General features: G+C 62.5%; 19 protein-coding genes, 1 other RNA gene and 2 riboswitches. Of the genes, 10 read left to right on the plus strand and 10 right to left on the minus strand.

Annotated elements, in window-relative coordinates; genetic code table 11:
- Window positions 1–98 precede the first annotated feature (98 nt).
- Window positions 99–313, minus strand: a riboswitch (cobalamin riboswitch).
- Window positions 314–334: 21 nt separating this feature from the next.
- Complete coding sequence (locus tag EK373_RS08355) at window positions 335–808, minus strand: DoxX family protein (RefSeq protein ID WP_129642231.1); 474 nt, start codon at window positions 806–808, stop codon at window positions 335–337.
- Window positions 809–982: 174 nt separating this feature from the next.
- Here EK373_RS08355 and bufA2 point away from each other — a divergent pair, with 174 nt between their 5' ends.
- Window positions 983–1,234 (plus strand): BufA2 family periplasmic bufferin-type metallophore, encoded by a 252-nt coding sequence (gene bufA2, locus EK373_RS08360; protein WP_129642232.1) that lies wholly within the window; start codon window positions 983–985, stop codon window positions 1,232–1,234.
- Between the two features lie 82 nt (window positions 1,235–1,316).
- Here the strand turns inward: bufA2 and EK373_RS08365 are convergent, their stop codons facing one another.
- Genes EK373_RS08365 through cobT form a run of 5 tightly spaced genes read right to left on the minus strand, consistent with a single transcriptional unit; the run spans window position 1,317 to window position 4,866 of the window.
- Complete coding sequence (locus EK373_RS08365; protein ID WP_129642233.1) at window positions 1,317–1,988, minus strand: DUF3379 family protein; 672 nt, start codon at window positions 1,986–1,988, stop codon at window positions 1,317–1,319.
- On the minus strand, window positions 1,985–2,503 hold the full coding sequence (locus EK373_RS08370) for a sigma-70 family RNA polymerase sigma factor (protein WP_129642234.1): 519 nt from the start codon (window positions 2,501–2,503) through the stop codon (window positions 1,985–1,987). Before EK373_RS08370 ends, EK373_RS08365 begins: the two co-directional genes overlap by 4 nt.
- Window positions 2,504–2,546: 43 nt before the next feature.
- Complete coding sequence (gene cobC / locus EK373_RS08375; protein WP_157994275.1) at window positions 2,547–3,080, minus strand: alpha-ribazole phosphatase family protein; 534 nt, start codon at window positions 3,078–3,080, stop codon at window positions 2,547–2,549.
- Window positions 3,065–3,859 carry an adenosylcobinamide-GDP ribazoletransferase gene (locus tag EK373_RS08380; protein ID WP_129642236.1) on the minus strand — a complete coding sequence of 265 codons (795 nt, stop codon included), beginning with the start codon at window positions 3,857–3,859 and terminating at the stop codon, window positions 3,065–3,067. The genes cobC and EK373_RS08380 overlap by 16 nt, the downstream gene beginning before the upstream one ends.
- Entirely contained in the window at window positions 3,856–4,866 is a 1,011-nt protein-coding gene (gene cobT, locus EK373_RS08385) for a nicotinate-nucleotide--dimethylbenzimidazole phosphoribosyltransferase (protein WP_198683151.1), read from the minus strand. Before cobT ends, EK373_RS08380 begins: the two co-directional genes overlap by 4 nt.
- A gap of 43 nt (window positions 4,867–4,909) precedes the next feature.
- On the opposite strand from cobT, the gene cobU reads away from it, so the two are divergent.
- From cobU to EK373_RS08410, 5 genes are all read left to right on the plus strand, one after another.
- Window positions 4,910–5,503 (plus strand): bifunctional adenosylcobinamide kinase/adenosylcobinamide-phosphate guanylyltransferase, encoded by a 594-nt coding sequence (cobU, locus tag EK373_RS08390; RefSeq protein WP_232831046.1) that lies wholly within the window; start codon window positions 4,910–4,912, stop codon window positions 5,501–5,503.
- A riboswitch (cobalamin riboswitch) is annotated at window positions 5,500–5,697 on the plus strand. It overlaps the preceding gene by 4 nt.
- 112 nt (window positions 5,698–5,809) lie before the next feature.
- Entirely contained in the window at window positions 5,810–10,093 is a 4,284-nt protein-coding gene (locus tag EK373_RS08395; protein ID WP_198683152.1) for a cobaltochelatase subunit CobN, read from the plus strand.
- Complete coding sequence (locus tag EK373_RS08400; protein ID WP_129642239.1) at window positions 10,090–10,527, plus strand: MotA/TolQ/ExbB proton channel family protein; 438 nt, start codon at window positions 10,090–10,092, stop codon at window positions 10,525–10,527. The genes EK373_RS08395 and EK373_RS08400 overlap by 4 nt, the downstream gene beginning before the upstream one ends.
- The gene (locus EK373_RS08405) at window positions 10,524–10,832 is read left to right on the plus strand and encodes a DUF2149 domain-containing protein (protein WP_198683153.1); all 309 of its coding nucleotides are present in this window, start codon (window positions 10,524–10,526) and stop codon (window positions 10,830–10,832) included. Before EK373_RS08400 ends, EK373_RS08405 begins: the two co-directional genes overlap by 4 nt.
- 45 nt (window positions 10,833–10,877) lie before the next feature.
- Window positions 10,878–11,639: an inositol monophosphatase family protein gene (locus tag EK373_RS08410; RefSeq protein WP_129642241.1), complete on the plus strand. Its 762-nt coding sequence runs from the start codon at window positions 10,878–10,880 to the stop codon at window positions 11,637–11,639.
- Between the two features lies 1 nt (window position 11,640).
- Here the strand turns inward: EK373_RS08410 and EK373_RS08415 are convergent, their stop codons facing one another.
- The 3 genes from EK373_RS08415 to EK373_RS08425 are packed head-to-tail and all read right to left on the minus strand — an operon-like array spanning window position 11,641 to window position 13,069.
- Complete coding sequence (locus tag EK373_RS08415) at window positions 11,641–12,411, minus strand: hypothetical protein (protein WP_129642242.1); 771 nt, start codon at window positions 12,409–12,411, stop codon at window positions 11,641–11,643.
- A gap of 47 nt (window positions 12,412–12,458) precedes the next feature.
- Window positions 12,459–12,644, minus strand: coding sequence for a CPXCG motif-containing cysteine-rich protein (locus EK373_RS08420; RefSeq protein ID WP_129642243.1), 186 nt, complete (start codon window positions 12,642–12,644; stop codon window positions 12,459–12,461).
- A 56-nt stretch (window positions 12,645–12,700) separates the two neighbouring features.
- Window positions 12,701–13,069, minus strand: coding sequence for a YraN family protein (locus tag EK373_RS08425; RefSeq protein WP_129642244.1), 369 nt, complete (start codon window positions 13,067–13,069; stop codon window positions 12,701–12,703).
- Between the two features lie 172 nt (window positions 13,070–13,241).
- On the opposite strand from EK373_RS08425, the gene EK373_RS08430 reads away from it, so the two are divergent.
- On the plus strand, window positions 13,242–14,042 hold the full coding sequence (locus EK373_RS08430) for a DUF72 domain-containing protein (protein ID WP_198683154.1): 801 nt from the start codon (window positions 13,242–13,244) through the stop codon (window positions 14,040–14,042).
- Here EK373_RS08430 and EK373_RS08435 read toward each other — a convergent pair.
- A complete protein-coding gene (locus EK373_RS08435; RefSeq protein WP_129642245.1) occupies window positions 14,010–15,896 on the minus strand; it encodes a penicillin-binding protein activator in 1,887 nt (628 codons plus the stop codon). The genes EK373_RS08430 and EK373_RS08435 overlap by 33 nt on opposite strands.
- Window positions 15,897–15,950: 54 nt before the next feature.
- On the opposite strand from EK373_RS08435, the gene rsmI reads away from it, so the two are divergent.
- The 3 genes from rsmI (at window position 15,951) to mraZ (ending at window position 18,367) form a co-directional block, all read left to right on the plus strand.
- Window positions 15,951–16,835, plus strand: a complete 885-nt coding sequence (gene rsmI / locus EK373_RS08440) for a 16S rRNA (cytidine(1402)-2'-O)-methyltransferase (RefSeq protein ID WP_129642246.1) — start codon at window positions 15,951–15,953, stop codon at window positions 16,833–16,835.
- 18 nt (window positions 16,836–16,853) lie between these two features.
- An RNA gene (rnpB, locus tag EK373_RS08445) (RNase P RNA component class A) lies at window positions 16,854–17,238 on the plus strand.
- A gap of 673 nt (window positions 17,239–17,911) precedes the next feature.
- Complete coding sequence (gene mraZ, locus EK373_RS08450) at window positions 17,912–18,367, plus strand: division/cell wall cluster transcriptional repressor MraZ (RefSeq protein WP_129642247.1); 456 nt, start codon at window positions 17,912–17,914, stop codon at window positions 18,365–18,367.
- Window positions 18,368–18,377 lie beyond the last annotated feature (10 nt).

An 18,377-nucleotide genomic window follows, 5' to 3' on the forward strand; every position in this document is an offset into this window, starting at 1 on the left:
CAAACCGCACGGGCTGCAACTCACAAACGCGTCGCGACCCGTACACCGGTCGCCTCTACAGGGAAAATTCCCGTTCTCTCGGCACACCCCGGCCGATCGATGGACGACGGCGGCAAGCAGGTCTCCTGGCTGATGGCTGAAGTCCTCGCGTCACCTTCCCGGCGGGCCCCCTCACAGCATGCTGAGACTTGGGGCGACGCCAGTGGTTTTTTGACGCGCGGCGAACCACTTACAGTTGCGGGGGCAGCCCGGGCTTCACACCCGAGTTCCCTTTGAATCCCCTTGGCGGGGAACTTGTCGCGCGGCGCGAGGATGAAGTCCGCGCCGGTCTTCGTCAAGTGTCGGGAGAATTCTTGCGCCGGCGGCGCAGTTGGTAGTCCAGCGACCAGGCGCCCGGGCCATAGATCGTCAGGACCAGCAGAATATAACCCCACAGGTAGTGCTGGCCGATGGCGGCCGCGAAACCTTCCTGGAACAGCACGTGCGCATATGAAACTACCGCCAGCGCATTGACGGCCTGCAGGCCCAGCGCGCTGATCCTGCCAAACAGCCCGAGGATCAGCAGCGTTGGGAACACCAGTTCGCCGGCCGTGCCCGCGATAGCCGCGAGTTGAGGGGACAGCAGCGGCACCCGATATTCGTACTCGAACAGCGCAACCGTCTGGTCCCAGTCCGACAGCTTGAGATAGCCGCTCTTGAGGAATACCCAGCTTACGTATACCCGCGAGGCGAGCGCGAACGGCGCTTGCAGGTGGTCGAGCAGGCGGGCCAGCGGGCCCTTCGGGTCCATCAGCGCATCGCTCAACATGTTCGCACTCCCGATTGTGATTGTTGGGGACAGGACCGGTCTCAGCGGTCGCTTATTACCGGATTTGCATGTAATGGGATGGCGGCGGGTCCGGTCTTGTGGGCAAGATGCTGTTCGCGGCATCGATGACGATCCGTTTCACATCCGCTCGAGAAATCAGATCAGGAGAGAATCATGAGCACACAGAAAGCCACTCGCGCCGCCATGGCCGCTGCCGCGGCACTGCTGTTTACCACTGTCGCCACCACCGCGAATGCGGCTGACGAAGCCAAGGTGAAGTGCGAAGGCGTCAATTCCTGCAAAGGCACGTCGGCCTGCAGCACGGCCACCAATGCCTGCCAGGGCCAGAACAAGTGCAAAGGCGAAGGTTATTTGTTGCTGAGCAAGGCCGAGTGCGATGCGGCCAAGGCCAAGATGAAGAAGTAATTGCGCTGCCGGCGGGCACGCTCGCCGGCGTTCAGCAAATCGACCCCACAGCGGCGCGTTTGCGCCGCTGTGCATTTCAGGCTCAGTATTCCAGCGCGCTCAACAGGGTTTTCGCGACCGCATCCACCGGCACGTTCTGCCCGAGCACGACGATCACGCCCCGCGGAGCCGGAATGATCTCGCCCTGGAAACCTTGCTCGTCGATACGTTCGCGTGGTTGAGTCGGTGCATCCGTCACAACGAGCGCGGTGACGGGCCCCTGTTCCGTTTGCACGACGAGATGCGGAACGCGTTGGCCACGGAAAGGGCAACTCTGCGCGTACGACACTTTTGCCGCGCCGGCTTTCAAGCGTAGGCGCGATGCTGCGAGTACCGCTTCCAGTTCCTTGTCGTCGACGGTTTCCGAAGTGCGCACGAGCGAGAATTGTTCATGCTTTACATGAGCGATTGCCTCAGCTGCGAAGCTCTCTCTCGGTGTCAGCAGCCACAAAGACATGGCGCCGATGAGCACGGTAATGAGCATGCTCGCAGCCATGCGCCACGTGCGAGCCGGACTTTGCTTCCGCTTCGGTTCCGAGGCGATCGTCTCGGTCGGCGCATCGACCGCCAGCGCGCGATAAATCAGCCGATCCATCGCCTGCAGTTCCTGGCGATAGCGCGCGCACTCGGCGCAGCTTTCGATGTGAGCAATGACGTCAGGGTTCGTCGAGTTGGGCTCGGCGCCAACGAGCGTGCGCAGTTCTTCGCAGTTCATGGCCGCGAGCCCTCCGCGCCTAGAAGCTGCTGACGCAACACCTGTCGGGCGCGAAACAAACGCGTCAACACGGCAGCGACACTGATGTCGAGGTGTCGAGCGATTTCCTCCGTGGAATAGCCCAGCAGCACCTGTAGCACCAGCGGCTCACGGTGGGTCACGTCCAGTTTCAGAATCGCGCGGCGCATGTCCTCGACTTCATGCTGGTCGTTGACAGCCAGCGACTCGGGCTCGGCTTCGTTGGCGACATCGAGGTCCACGAGCGGCAGCCGCTTGCGCTCGAATACTCTCGCCAGCTCGCGTCGTGCGATGGTCAGCAGCCACGGTCGCGCCGACTTCTCGTCCCCGAGCGAGTCCAGCGACCGCCACGCTCGCAACAGCGTTTCTTGCACCACGTCCTCCGCCAACGCCCGGTCTCGGCAAAGCCAGTACACGAACCGAAACACGTCGGCCCGAAACGGCATGCACAGCGCTTCGAAGCGCCCGCGCTCACGAGCACTATCGGCAGCGTTCATCGGGAGTAGACCGGGAACAGCAGGATTTTATTGCAGGGCGGGTTCAGGCTGGCTCGAAGCGTGCGTGCTCGCCCCAGTTCAGCGTCCAGGACCAGCGATCCTCGGCGGGTCGGCCCAGGATCAAACAGCGCAACACCCGCAACGACCCGCCGTGCGCGACGACTGCGCATCGACCGACCGGCCTCGAGGAAGCTGTGCGATGCCAGGTGGCGACTCGAGTCCATAAGGCCTGTTCTGTTTCTCCGCCGGGTGGGGCGAGGTTCCAGGTGTCCGCTGCCCATGGGTCGCTATGTTCTCTCGGAATCTGCGCCCACGGCAATTGCTCCCAATCGCCGAAGTTCAGTTCCTGCAGCTCGGGCGCGAGCACCAAGGGGCTCTGGTCTCTTTGTGCTAACGCGGAGGCAAGGCGCAGGCAGCGCTGCGCCGGACTGGAATAGACCAGATCGAACTTCGGCAAGGGCGCCAATGCGATCTGGATGTCGCGCTCCGCAGAATCCGCCAGCGGCACATCGGTTTGGCCATAGCACACGCCTTTCACCACCGCAGGCGCGGTGTGGCGAATCAGAAAGATTTCCACGACGCGAGCACGCCCAGATAAAACGCAATCTCGGTGAGCTGCTGCGTGGCGCCCAGTGTGTCGCCGGTGAAGCCGCCGAGTCGGTGCATGAACCAGCGAGCGAGCACGTACAACACGACCACCGAGCAAACAAATCCCGCGATCGCGTGTGTGCCGCAGCAGTACAGCGGTGCGATGCCGACTACGAGCGCAAAGATCAGTTCGCCCCGGCCCATGGTCTGCGCAACAGCTCGTGCCCGCGATAGCTCGGGATTGCTGACGAGATTGCCGGCAAAGATCAGCGTTACTGCGCACGCGCGCGAGAACGCATGCCCCGCGATCAATACGACGATCGCGAACGTTACGGGCAATTCGCTCAACGCGGCGATCTTGACCAGTAACGTCAGCACCAGCGCAGCCGTGCCGAATGTGCCGAGGCGCGAATCCTTCATGATTTCCAGTGCGCGCTCGCGTGTCGCGCCGCCGCCCAATCCGTCGAACGTGTCTGCGAGACCGTCCTCGTGAAATGCGCCCGTCATGAACACGGTAAACGCCGTGCTCAAGATGACCGGCAACGGGCCTGGGAGAACCACACTGGTCGCCCACAACACTAGCGCGCCGATAGCTCCAATCAGCGCGCCGACCGCCGGAAAGTAACGGGGCGTGCTACCCAAGTTCTCTGCCGAGTGACCAACCCAGGCTGGCATGGGCACGCGCGTGAAATACTGAATCGCCATCAGCAGCAGGCGCAGCTCGGCGAGCAGACGCGAAGGGCGAGCGGTGCGAGCTTCGCTACTCATGAAGCCTTGTCGTCCACTCCTGCGGATTCGAAGCTCGCCATCTCGGTCATCAAACGAGCTGCGGCGTCGATGATGGGCCACGCCATCGCTGCGCCGGTGCCTTCACCGAGTCGCATGCCCAGGTCGAGCAATGGCTTCACGTCGAGATGAGCCAACAAGTTGCGGTGGGCGTGTTCCGCCGAGCAATGACTGAAAATGCAGCGGGCGCGCACTCGGGGATCGATCTCGATGGCGAGCAGTGCGGCGACTGTGACAGCGAAGCCGTCGATCACGGCAACGCATTTGGCCTCGGCGGTTGCGAGCAAGGCGCCAGTGATCATCGCCAGCTCGAAGCCGCCGTACTCGGCAATTGTTTCGACGGGGGAGAGCTTCTCGGGACGACGCGCTGATGCGGCGGCCAGGCGTTCGCGCTTGCGAGCCAGTCCGACATCGTCGAGCCCGGTGCCGCGACCGACGCAGTCTTCCAAGGACCAACCTGTCCTTCGGTGCAGCAGCATCGATGCGCAGGCGGTGTTGCCGATGCCCATCTCACCAAACAGCAGCGCGTTCGAGCCTGCGCTCAAAGCCTGTTGCGCCAGCGCGCGGCCGGTGTCGAGAGCCTGCGTACATTGGGCTTGTGTCATCGCCGGCTCGACTCGAAAGTTGCGCGTGCTTCGGGCAACGGCACGAGCAACCAGTGACGGGTGCTGGCCAATGTCGCTGGCGACGCCGGCGTCGACGACGCGCAACGAGATGCCGTGCTGACGCGCCAGCACATTGATGGCTGCGCCGCCCTGCAGATAATTGAGCAACATCTGTGAGGTCACCGACTGTGGGTATGCGCTGACACCGTCGGTGGCGATGCCATGGTCGCCAGCAAATACAAACATTTGCGGCGCACGGAACAGCGGCGTTTCGGTGTCGAGCGCCAGGCCAATGCGAACCGCCAGCGTTTCCAGTGCGCCCAGCGAGCCTTGTGGCTTGGTGCGCGTATCGAGTCGGCGTTGCAAGGTGGCGTTGGTTATCATGGCGGCATCTAATCGATGAGTGCAGGCAATGGTAGAGGATGACGTGTCAGATGAGCGAGCTTCGGTCGGGCGGCGCCTGATCATCGGCGGAGCACGCTCGGGCAAGACCGCTCATGCCCTGGCGCTGGCGAAATCGCTGGCGGACGCGCGGGGCGTGAATGTCACCTACGTTGCCACGGCGCAAGCACTCGATCAGGAGATGCAGCATCGCATCTCGTTACATCGGGCCGAGCGGCCGGCAACGTGGCGCACCTTAGAAGCACCGGCCGGTCTTGCGCAAGCGCTGCGAGGGCAGGATGCATCGTCGATCCTGGTGATCGACTGCATGACGCTGTGGTTATCCAACGCTTTGTTAAAGGATTTTCGCGAGGATGCGCCGACCGCGGAACTGGCGGCCTGGGAGTCGGAGCGCACTGAATTCCTGCAATGGCTGCAAGCAGTTCGCCGCGACGTACTGTTGATTTCAAACGAAGTCGGCGCGGGCATCGTGCCTTTGTCGCCGGTCGCGCGGCGCTTCCAGGATGAGCAGGGCCGATTGAATCAGGCGTTGGCCGCAACGTGCGACGAGGTGACGCTGGTCGTTGCCGGAATTGCCGTGCCCATCAAGACCTTCCGTGGCAGTCGATTGACGACGTAACAATTTTCGCGCAAGGTGTCGCGCGAACGACAAGTCATGGGAACCGGGTGCAATGCCCGGGCTGCCCCCGCAACTGTAAGCGGTGCCGCCATCTGAGCTCCCTGTGAGAGCTGACCACTGGGTTTCATGCCCGGGAAGGTGATGCGACGGCCCAAGCCGCGAGCCAGGAGACCAGCTTGCCGCGGTCGTCTTCGTGCAGCCGGGGTGTGCTGAACGAGCGGGATTTCCTGCAGCGGCGACAGGTTCACGGAGCGACGCCTGAAGGCGTTCGCACCGTGCAGTGTGTCAGCTTCTGCAGGTCCCGTTGTGCGATCTCAGTCCCGCTTCCTCGTCCGCTGGTTACGCGGACTGATTCTCCTGATCCTTTCCTGTTTCGCCGCTGAGATATCTGCGGCCACGCTGGTTGCTGTCGTTTCCGAGCGCAACTCGGGCGATCTCGCTCAAGCGGCGCGTGATTTCAGCCAGCGCCTGCCCAACCATCGACTGATCTTTCGCACGACCCCCCAGGTCGATGCGCTCAGCGATGCTCAGTTGCAAGAGCTGATTGGCGGCGCCGACGCGTTGCTGCTCGCGACGGTGTTCAAAGAAACTGCTCAGCGCGTTCAGGCGCTGCTGCCAGCTGCTCGCGCTCGCGAGATCATTGCGGTCGCCGGCGATCCGGCGCTCGGGCGGCAGAGTCGGTGGCGCAGCAAACGTTTGTTCGTCGATGAAGATCCGCGCTATGCGGAGTTGTCGTCGTTGACGGCAGAGAGGGATGCAAGCGCGGATGCTGTCGCTGCAGCCGTTCGTCGCCATCCGCAGCTAATGCCTTGGATTCAAGCGCGCGCGTACTGGCAGAATCGGGGCGCGTCGAATTTGATCTCGCTGCTGGCGTTGATGCTGTCCGAGCAAGATCTCGCAGCCGCGGCGGTTATCAAACCCGTCGAAGATGCGCTGCCCATGCGCTTTCACTATCGCGGCGCATGGTCGACCGCTGAAACATTGCGTATCCCCGGCGATCGACGTGTGATCGCCGTGCTCGAAGATCAGCACGCCGATGTAACGTTGAGTGAAGCAATCTGTCGCTCGTTGAATGCGCGGGATCTGGATTGCCTCACGGTGCTTGCAGGGTGGGGAAAACCGAGCAGCGATGCGCTAAGAGTCATTGGCAGTAAGGTCGGCGCCCGCCTGGCTGCGATTGTATCCGTGCAAGATTTCATCGTCGGCGGCAGCAGCGATCGCGCTCGGGCGACGCGACACATCGAGCAGCTCGATGTGCCGGTGCTGAAAGCGCTTCGATTGCACGATGTCACGGTCGATGGCTGGCGCATGTCCGAACAAGGCCTGGCTTGGGACAGTGTTTATTACCGCGTGGCCATGCCGGAGCTGCAAGGAATCAGTCAGCCAATAGTTGTAGCGGCCGCGGCTGCTCCGCAGCTGGATTCTCTGACCGGCATCGCAGTGACCCGAGCCGCGGCCATTCCATCGCAACTCGAGCAGCTGACGGCGCGAATCGAGCGCTGGGCCGGGCTGCAGCAGCTGAAGAACGCCGAGAAGCACATCGCAATCGTTTACTACAACCATCCACCGGGTCGTCACAACATCGGCGCAGACAATCTCGATGTGCCGGCCTCGCTGCTGGAAATCCTGAAGGCTTTGCAGCGCGAAGGTTACGACACCGGACCGCTGCCTGCGTCATCAGCGCAGTTGCTCGAAAAACTGCAGCAGGATGGCGTGAATCTCCCCGAACAAGGCGACGTGCTGCGCGCGATGGCGGCGCGAGTTGCCAATGTACGCCCGGAACAGTATGCGCAGTGGTTTGCAACTTTGCCGCAACCCTTGCAGAAGGAAATGACCGGCGGCCCATTGGCGCTGCTACAAGCGAATGTCCAAGCGGCACAAGCGGCTCGCTTGCCGCAGGAAGCACGGGGTCAAGTCAATCGGACGCTGCATGAGGTCGAGCATCTGCTCGAAGGCGCACAGCATCCGGCGCGAAGCCGTGCTCTCGATCTCGTGAACCAACTGCAAGCTGCGTATGAAATGCAGCTGACCAAGGGCGGCAACGAAGCTCGCATCGACTCGTTGACTCGCGCGATAGCGGCCACGGGCGTCGAAGGACTGCGGGGGTGGGGCGAGGCGCCAGGTACTGTGATGGTGAACAAAGGCAAGCTCGTGCTGCCGGGCGTGCGCTTCGGCAAGATATTTGTGGGGCCGCAGCCGCCGCGTGGGTGGGAGCTGAACGAGGAGTTGTTACACGCCAACACCAGCATTCCACCGACGCATCAGTACCTCGCGTTTTATTTCTGGCTGCGTCACGAGTTTCGCGCCGATGCCATCGTGCATCTGGGTCGGCACTCGACATACGAGTTCCTGCCGCGCAAAGGCGTCGGTCAGGATGAGCTGGATTATCCGGCGCTGATCGCCGGTGACATTCCCGGCATCTATCCTTACATCGTCGACGGCGTCGGCGAAGGTTTGCAGGCCAAGCGGCGCGGACTGGCCGTGATTGTCGATCACTTGATTCCGCCGCTGACGGCGACGCCGCTCTATGACGACCTGTTGCGTCTGCGGCAGCTGGTCGAAAGTTACGAGTCGTCGAACAATCCGGCGCTGCGCAAGCAGGCTGCTGAGTCGATGCGCGGTTTGATCGATGAGTTGCATCTCAAAGACGCGCTGACCGCCAGCATGGACACGGAGTTGAAAGTGCGCGGTATCTCGTTCGAGCAGGCCGACGATGAACTGCTCGTGCACGAGATCGGTCACTATCTCACGCACTTGCAGGAAGATTTCATGCCGCTGGGACTGCACGTGTTTGGCAAGCCTTGGCAGAAAGAAGCGCTCGACACGATGCTGGTGTCCATGAAGGCGCGCGACGACGACAAAGTGCTGCGGCAGAATCTGCAGAGCTCGCCCGAGAATGAAATGCGCGCGCTGTTGCACGGTCTCGCCGGGCGCTTCATTCCTGCCGGACCGGGCAACGATCCCATTCGTAATGCCGAGGCGCTGCCGACGGGACGCAACTTTCACGGTCTCGACAACAGTCTGATTCCGTCGCGGCTGGGTTATTCACTGGGCGCGAAGCTCGCGAACGAGCGCTCGAAAGTGACAGAGGACGGCAAGGAAGCGGTCATCCTGTGGGCGTCCGATTCGGTCCGGGATGAAGGCGCGATGGTGGGCTTTGGATTGTCCCTGCTCGGGGTTGCGCCGCGGTGGAATAGTCGTGGGATCGTCGCGGGGCTCGAGCGTCTGCCGTTGAACGACGGCGGTCAGCGCGCCGATACGGTGTTCGTCACATCGGGGTTGTTCCGCGATTTGTTCGGTCAGCAGATCGTTTGGCTGGATAAGGCTGTGTTGCTTGCGTTGGATGGCAGCCGACGCACCATCGAGCGCAGTCGTCCCGATCTCGCATCGGCACTGCGCGCCGCGCTGGAGCCGTTGGGGCCGATGGCGAGTCCCAGCAACGAGCCGCTGGCGCGCAACCATGTCGCGCGCCATTGGGTGAACGAAGCATCGGCGCTCATCAAGCAAGGCGTCGGGCATGTGCAAGCGGGCAAGCAGGCGAGTTTGCGTGTGTTCGGCACATCGCCCGGCGATTACAGCGCCGGCATCAATCGCGCAGTCGAGCGCTCCGGCAGCTGGAACGATCGCAAGGAGCTGGCGAAGATCTATATCGATCGCCTTGGGCACGCGTACTCGGCCGACGGCACCAGTCAGGCGCATCAGGAACTGCTGAAGAGCAACCTGCGCGAGGTGCGCAACACCTACCTGGGTCGGTCCAGCAATCTCTACGGCCTGATGGATAACAACGATGCGTTCGACTATCTCGGCGGCTTGAGCCTCGCGGTGGAAACACTGAGCGGTCGTGTGCCGGCCAGTCATGTGGCGGATCATTCCAACCCATCGCAGCCGACGATGCAGCCGCTGCCAGCAGCGCTGCTCTCGGAACTGCGCGGCCGTTATCTGAATCCCGCATGGATCAAGCCGTTGATGCAGCATGGTTACGCCGGTGCGCGAACCATGGGCAGCGAGTTCACGGAGTACTTGTGGGGCTGGCAAGTCACGAACCCGGATGTGATCAAGAGCTGGGCGTGGGATGAGGTCAAGCAGGTGTATGTCGACGACTCACATGACCTCGGGCTGGACGAGTTCCTCGAGCAAGGCTCCAACGTGCACGTGAAGACCAACATGATGGCGATCCTGCTGGTCGCCGCCGAGAAGCAGTTCTGGCAGACCGACGAGGCTACGTTGCAACAGCTCAGCCAGAAGTGGGTGGATCTGTTACTCGAACACGGCCTGCCGGGCAGCGGCCACACACAGCCGGATCATTCGGTGTTCCAGTGGGTGCAGCCATATCTGCGCGCCGATCAGATCGAACCGCTCAAACAACTGCTCGACCGTGCGCGCGTCGATGGGAAGGCTGCTTCGTCGCCAACGACGATGACGGAGCTGCAGACGGCAACTGAAGATCAGGCGAAGCGGCGTTCTGACGCTGAGGGTGCGAGCGGTCGGTCGCCCTGGGCGTTGCTGGTCATCGTGCTCGCGATCGCGATATTGCTGTCCGCTGGATATCTCCGCGGACGTTACATTGCTCCCAAGGAGCGTTCCGCATGAACTCACTCATCGTGCAATGGACACACGCGCTGGTGCCGCTGCTCCTGACGCCTGTGGTCATCGGATTGTTTGTTTGCGTCGCGCTTGCTTGTGTCGATGTGGGCGTGCTCTTCGGTGAGCGGGGGTTCTTGCGCCGGCGTGAACGGCCAGCGGATGTCGGCGCGGTGGAACGCCGGGCACATCGACGCATCGAGCGCGCGGACATTCTCACTCGCACGTCGCCCATGCTCGGCTTGATGGCCACATTGATTTCGCTCGGGCCTGGGCTCAAGGCGCTCAGCAATGGCAGTCTGAACCTGCTAGCCGAAGCGATGCTGACGGCCTTCGACGCCACCGTGCTTGGACTGGCTGCCGGTGTCGTGGGTTTTATCATCGGTCGGTTGCGACGACGCTGGTACGACGAGGCTTTGCTGCGTTGGGAGCAGCAGTCGTGAGGCGGCGCTGGAGCAGTGTGCGATTCGACGAGACACCCGAGGACCCGCAGGCATCGTTGGTCAATCTCGTCGACATCATGTTGGTGTTCATTTGCGGGTTGATCGTTGCGCTGGTGTCCGCGCAGCCGGTGCTCAACAGCACTCCCAGCAACGCCAACGGCGGCAAGCAAGTCGTTGAGCCGGGCCGTGAGCTCGCAGAACTGCCGGAGGGGCTGCGCGGCCAGGCTGCGGGCGCTGGCATGGAGCCGGTGGGGCAGGTGTATCGGGACCCCAAAACCGGCAAGTTGATCCTGGTGGGTCAATGAGCGGCTACAATGCCTGGCCATCGCCCAGCCATTGTCCTACCGCCCATGAACTCGCCCTTCCTAGACACCGCTCTCGAAGCCGCCCGCGCCGCGGCTGACGTTATCCGTCGTTACTACCAGAACAATCTGCAGGTCACGATCAAAGCCGACAAGACGCCGGTGACCGACGCGGACGTGGAGACCGAGAAAGTCATCCGCAGCATCATCAGCTCGCGCTTTCCTTCGCACGGTTTTTACGGCGAGGAGACCGGGCAGAGCGCGATGGATGCGGAATATCTGTGGCTGGTCGATCCCATCGATGGCACCAAGGCGTTCGTGCGCGAGTATCCGATGTTCTCCACGCAGATCGCGCTCATGCATCGTGGCCAGCTCATCGTCGGCGTGTCATCGGCGCCGGTGTATGGAGAGCTGGCCTGGGCAGAGATCGGCAAGGGCGCGTGGTTGAACGACAAGCCGATCAAGGTGAGCGAGATCGATTCGGTCGAGGCGGGCGCGATCTCCGGCGGTAATTTGAAAACATTGGCGAACGGCCCGCGTTGGGATCGTTACGGCAAGCTGGTCGTGCGCGCTCATCGCATCCGCGGCTATGGCGATTTCCTTCACTATCACTTGCTGGCGGCTGGCAAGATCGACGTTGTCATCGAGTCGGATGTGAACATCCTGGACGTTGCCGCGTGCTCGGTGATCGTCGCGGCCGCGGGTGGCAAGTTCACCGATCTCGATGGCAAGGCGCTGACGCTGGAGACGACATCGGTGCTCGCGGCGAACGGCAAGTTACATTCGACAGTGCTGAGCGCGCTGGCCTGAGCTATTTTTTCCGCCAGCGGATCTCGGCGGCGGTCAGCTCGCCCACGACAACCTGATTCAGCGATTCGGGCGTGACGGACTCTTCGTTCGTCAGCGGAATGCGGCCGCCCATCAGCTCGGCATGGGTCTGGGGCAAGCGCGGCTCTTTGGTGGGCTCTGCGTAGCCGAACGGATGGATGGGCTGGCTGGTGCGCGGATCGTACTTGTCGGTCGCGCCCAATGTATGTAACAACTCGTGCGCAGTGATCATGTCGTTCGAGCCGGTCATCGATCGGTCGGCGAAGACATTCACGACACCGTACAAGCCTTTCTGCATGCCGATGGAGTGGGCCAGCGTCGGTGTCAGCGCCGGGTCGTGATAGACGACGAAGAGCTTGATGTCGGGCGCGACGCCGGGCCCGTCCGGCGCTTGCCAGGCCCAATACCGCATGCGCAGGCTCCACCACATGATGCTGAATACGTTCGCGTCACGATCCAGGGCGGGCGGCACGTCGTGCAGTTGGGGCGCGGCTTTGAACCGGATCGGCCGTTGCAGCGGCAGCTCCCAGAAGCTCGCTTCTTCCTCGAAGAAGTCTTCCAGGGCCTGGAAGCGATCCGGCTTCAGGCTGCCGATGAACTGCCCGGTGGCCGGGCTGCCGTCGCCGTCGATGGGATAGATGGTCACGCGCAGCGGGATGTTCCAGTCCGTCGAGTACACGCGATCGAAATACGTGTTCAGCGCGACGACGAGCAGGATCAGCAGCAGGACCAAGATGCGGAGATTGCGCCACATGCGCCGACGTTACCCGCTCACCGCCGGCCGGCCCCGCGCGACAGGTCTCAGTTCGCGGATTCGACCCGCAATTCGGTGAGCTCGCCGCCTTCGGCGCTGTAATAAACGGTCATGGGCTGGCAACAGACGGAGCAATCCTCGATGTATTCCTGCGATTCGACCGACAGGTCCAGGAACAGCATGATGGATTCGCCGCAATGGGGGCAGGTGGTTTCAGCAGTCGTTTCGAGCATGACGATTTCTCTGGCGCACCGAGGCGCGTCGCTGGCCTCAGCGACGTTCGATCAGGCTACAGCGTGAACGCGTTCTTGATCCAGTCCACTGTCGCTTTCGGCTCGCCGGTGGTGATGGCAACCACGTCAAAACGCGCCGGGTAACGCCGGAGTTCGGCCCGTTTCATCCGCAAATGCTCGGCTGCGAGCACGAGCCGGTGCTGCTTCTTCCAGTCCACTGAGGCGGCTGCGCCGCCGTAGTCGTTGTTGGCTCGCGTGCGAACTTCGACGAGCACCAATACCTCGCGCTCCATCATCACTAGATCGAGCTCGCCCATCTTGCAGCGATAGTTGCGAATGAGCGGCTTGAGCCCGTGCGCAAGCAGATGCGCCAGCGCCAGCTCCTCGCCGAGCTGCCCGATGGCCTTGCGCTCGCGATCGTCCATGGTCCACTCCGCCGCCTTGAGATGGCACCAGCGTGCCTGCGCAGCGTAGCCGCGGACGGCCGCATTTCTCGACGAAGCGAGCCTAAATGCGCGCTCGCTCCGGGGTGATTTGCTGTACAGCCAGGGCGGTTGCGAGAGGAACCGCGTGGCACGACCGTGAGTTGGCTCGATTGTGACAAGCAAGTCTCGAGCTAAGAAGCCGCGTTCGCGGCCGGCGGCGAAAGGTGGGTCGACGAAGTTGTTCGTCGGCGTAGCGGGGTGGTCGATTCCGTCGAGATATCAATCGGAGCTTCCAGCTGAGGGTTCTCACCTCGAACGATACGCACAGCGCCTGAGTGCGGTCGAGATCAACAGCTCGTTCTATCGCCACCATCGTGCGCAGACGTACGCTCGCTGGGCGCAGAGCGTTCCGAAGGGCTTCCGATTCGCGGTCAAGGCGCCGCAGGCATTCACGCACGAGGGTTCGCTTGCTGCTCGCGCGGATGTGCTCGGACAGTTTGCGGAAGAGATTGCTGGCCTGGGCGAGAAGCTCGGCGTGATTCTCGTGCAATTGCCACCGAAGCTGGAGTTCGATGCCGTGGCGACGCGTCGTTTCTTCCGATCGATGCGCAAACGAATCGATGTGCGGTACGCGTGTGAGCCGCGCCATCCGAGTTGGGGCGCCGAGCGAGCCGATCGTTTGCTCACCGAGCTATCTGTGGCCCGCGTCGCGGCCGATCCGCCGTTATGGCCGGGCGGGAATCAGCCTGGTGGCGATCGCAGATGCGTGTACTTCCGATGGCATGGCCAGCCGAAAAAGTACTTCTCCGACTACGGTCGCGAGTGCCTCGCCATGCTTCAGCAGCAGATCATGGCGGCGAAGGCATCGGAAGCATGGGCGATCTTCGACAACACCGCCCATGGATATGGGTTAGGAAATGCGCTGTCGCTCACGAGCGCATTACTGCGCCGACGCCGTCGCCGCCGTTCCTAACGGCAGCGCCCGGCCACCGGAGACTTTGGCCCAGTCGAGCTCTCGTTTGACGTGGCCTTGCTCGTCGACGGACAACAATCCTGTCATGCCTGGAATCGCGTGCGCGCTGCCGGTTTGGCCGGCCTTGAGCAGGGGCACGATGCGGCAGGCGTCGAAGCCGAAAGCATACAAACGGCCGCGGCCTCGGGCGCGGACGGGCCAGTGGCGCGTGAGGGCGCTACGAAGCTGAGTCGAAGCGGCGTCGGGGGAAATGACCCACGGCATATCTGGAAAGATCACGCCTTCCAGATCGTTGTTTGCTTGCGTGTCCGGCTCGAAGATGTCCGAAGTTGCATAGATGGGCAGGTCGCCGGCCAGATGAAATTTCAGGCCCGGACGAATCGAACGACCCTGCACCGGCTGCGCGCCGACAAAGATGAACTGCGCGTCACCGCGACGGCGCGGTTCGAACTCCATCCGGGTGCCGAGCGCGGTGAACAGTGAATTGGCGCGAGCACGGCTCTCGTCGATCAGCAACAGATCGGTAATGGGTTGCGAGAAGTCCCGCGCCGACGGGTCATAAAACGTCAGGCCCGCGATCTGTCCGCCCAACGTTTTCAGCTCGGTGTCGAACGCACGAAACACGCGCTGACCCCATTCGTTGTTCGGCAACAGCACCAACCCTCGCATGCGGCCGTCTGCAGTCACGCGTTGCGCAACCTGCCGTGCTTCTTCTTCCGGATCGAGCGAATACTGGAACAACAACGGCGGCGAAGAAACATTGTCCGCGGTCTGATTCAGCGTGAGCGTGAGCACGGAGACCTCGCCCGAGGTCGCAATTGCCGTTACTTCTTCCTTGGTCAGCGGGCCGACGACGAACTGCGCGCCATCGGCAACAGCTTTGCGATAGGCGGTGGTCGCGCCCATCTCCGCCGAGTCATAAACATTCAACATCGGCCGACGGCTCGCCTCCTGCTGCAGCAAAGCCGCGAGGAAACCATCGCGAACCGCCATGCCTGCGGCCTGCTGACGACCCGACAGCGGCAGAATCAGCGCGATCTGGGTCGGATAATCCAGCCCGACGCTCAACTGAGGCAGCACGTCTTCGGAGATCAACGAATTCGCCGGATGGGTCGGATAGCGATTGCGCCACTGCGCGATGTCTTCGTTCGCGGAGAACGGATTGCGAGCAGTCACGAGCGCCGCGCGACCCAGGTCGAGCCAGCCTGCGAGTGTCGTGCTCGCGCCGGCCGGAGGTGTGAAGTCAGCGTTGCCGGCCGCGCTCTTTTGCAAGCCCTGCCAGATCATGCGCTGGTTGGCGCGAATATCTTCCTTGCTCGTCAGCGCACGCTCGCGCTCGAGTGCGGCACTGATTGCCGCAGCCGGCCGGCTCAGCGCAAACAACGAGCGGGCGCGAAGTTCGAGCACATCGGAAGACAATTCGCTGGGAACCGGCTGAGGAATGCGATCCAGCTCGGCGAGCGCCTTGTCGCCCCTGCCGCCACGCAGTGCCAGCTCGGCAGTCACGAGTGAGCGCAAACCGAAATCAGCGCGAGGCAGCGACGCGCTGACTTGATTCAACAGCGTCGTGGCTTGGGCCGTGTCGTCACCTCGAACGTATTCACGAGCAGCGCGCAGCAGGAAGCGATCGCGCAAGTCGCCAGGCGACTGTGCAGCCAGAGCTTCGTACACGCGGGCGGCGCCCTTGTAGTCGCCCTTTCCAGACAGGGCTTCGGCCTGATCGACTTGCCGGTCGGCGACGACGCTCGGGGTTTCCGGGGCGACGGGTGTGACTTCGCATGCGGTGAGGCCGATCGCCAGTATGATGGTGGCGATGCCATTCATCGCAAATCGAGCCGTCTTTGTGCCATTCATTTCCACTGCAACCTCTCGGCGTGAGCCGCGGACGGCATTATATAGGGCAACTGCATGAGCGCTGGTTTTAGCACCGAATCTGCGGTGGCGGCCGGCACGCTCTACGTCGTGGCCACGCCGATAGGCAATCTCGGCGACCTCAGCGCGCGGGCGCGCGAGGTGTTGTCGGGCGTTCAGCTGATCGCAGCCGAAGATACGCGGCACACCCGACAAATGTTGCAAGCATTCGGGATCGATACTGCGCTTACTTCGTTGCACGAGCACAACGAGATGCACAAGAGCGAGACGCTCATCACACGTTTGCTCGCCGGGGAATCCATCGCGCTGGTTTCGGATGCGGGCACGCCGCTGATCAGCGATCCAGGCTTCGACCTCGTCGCAACGGCTCGCGCCCGTGGTGTTTCGATTGCAGTTGTGCCCGGACCGTGCGCGGCCATCGCGGCGTTGTCGATTGCGGGTCTGCCGACCGATCGATTCGCTTTCGAAGGCTTTTTGCCCGCGAAAAACGCAGCTCGCGTGTCTCGGCTACGAGCATTGGCGAGCGAACAACGTACGATGATCTTCTACGAGGCGCCGCATCGCCTGTCCGAAGTTCTGCGCGATATGGCGGCGGAATTGGGCGGCGAGCGTTCAGCCTCGGTGAGTCGCGAGCTCACCAAGCGTTTCGAGACGACATACACCGGCACTCTTGCGCAGCTGTGCGAAATCGCCGAAAAAAATGCCGATATGTCACGCGGCGAAATCGTCATCGTCGTCAGTGGCAACCCCAGCGAAGCGAGTGCTGCGCAGTGCTTGAGTGCAGACCAGCTGCTACGCGCGCTGATGGAAGAGCTCTCTCCGTCGCAGGCCGCGAAAGTAGCGGCAAAGCTCAGCGGCGAGAAGCGCAGCGACCTTTATGCGCGCGCCATGCAGTTGAGCGGCGGCAAACGCGACGAATAAGTCTGTATCATGCGCGGCGGAGTCGGCCAGACAACCGCTGCTCTTGCTTGCAAGGGTGGAGGAAAGTCCGGGCTCCCAGGGCAAGGCGCCAGGTAACGCCTGGGGGACGTGAGTCCACGGAAAGTGCAACAGAAAGCAAACCGCCTAAGCGCGCGGCTTCGGCCACGCGACGGTAAGGGTGAAAGGGTGCGGTAAGAGCGCACCGCGCCGGTGGCAACACTCGGTGGCACGGTAAACCCCGCCCGGAGCAAGACCAAATAGGGGAGCGCGCGGTCAGTCCTCGGACTGGCCGCATGTGTGGCCCACACAGACTCCCGGGTAGGTCGCTGGAGGTACGCGGTGACGCGTATCGCAGATGAATGGTTGTCCACGACAGAACCCGGCTTATCGGCCGACTCCTTTTTCTTTTCGCTCCCAGCTGTTGCTGGAGCTGGCTACTAACGCTGCCCACGCTTCCGGGCACCCGAGCCAACGCCAGAGGCGGAGGACAGGGCGGGGTCCCTCCTTCCGGCAGCTTTTCGGCACGGGGATGGGGTCGAAACCGCAGGGCTCATCATGGACGTGCGGTGAGGAGCGCAATGCGCTCCGGCCGGCGCCCCGGTGCCGGAAGGAGGGGCCCCGCCCTGGCCTTCGCCCGCCACCGACGCCTCCGCACAGAAGCGTTAAATTTTAATAAATGTTGCTCAGGTCAAAGCCTCCTTAGAAGGCCGACTTAACCGTAACTGTCGATAAATTCCTGACGAACCTCGCGGCCACAATCGGCCCGATTTCGGCCCCGAAACGGCCGCCCTCCGCCCCGCGATTGCGCATTTCCGCGGCTTAAGGTTTTCCCTGTACTGGTTGGAATCACAGGTGGGGACAAACCCTGGTACTCGTGCCGCGGCACGCAAAGAACGTTTGCTAACCCACTGATTTCTGTCAGACCGCTTTTGTCCAGTTTCCGGGTGGGTCCCAGCTTAGCGTTCTAAGTGCCTGTCGCTAAACAGGAAATGCCCCAGATTTTTTTGACCCGCGAGACCACGGTACCTATAGTGCAACTCGGTGGGAAAAAGTGGGAATGCGTGGGTTAGTGGGGCATGTTCAGGGGCGCCAACAAGGTCACTCTCGATAGCAAAGGTCGGCTAGCCATGCCGACGCGCTATCGCGAGCGCATCGTGGAGCGCTCCAACGGCCGGCTGATCGCAACCGTCGATCGCGCCGACCGGTGTCTGCTCATTTATCCGCTGCCGGAGTGGGAAGAGATCGAGCTGAAGCTGCGTCGTTTGCCGACCTTGAATCCGGTCGCGCGGCGCTTGCAGCGCTTGATGATCGGTCACGCCACTGATCTGGAGCTGGACACCAGCGGCCGCATCCTGATTCCACCGAGCTTGCGTGAGTACGCGACGCTGTCGCGGACCGCGATGCTGATCGGTCAGGGCAACCGGTTCGAGCTGTGGGACGAGGCGTTGTGGAACGACAGCCGCGAGCAGTGGCTGAAGGTCGACGAAACCGCCGAGGAGCTGCCCCCCGAACTCGAATCGCTGTCGTTGTAAGGCCCCGGTC

It is taken from the genome of Peristeroidobacter agariperforans (assembly GCF_004138335.1).
GTDB lineage: Bacteria > Pseudomonadota > Gammaproteobacteria > Steroidobacterales > Steroidobacteraceae > Steroidobacter > Steroidobacter agariperforans.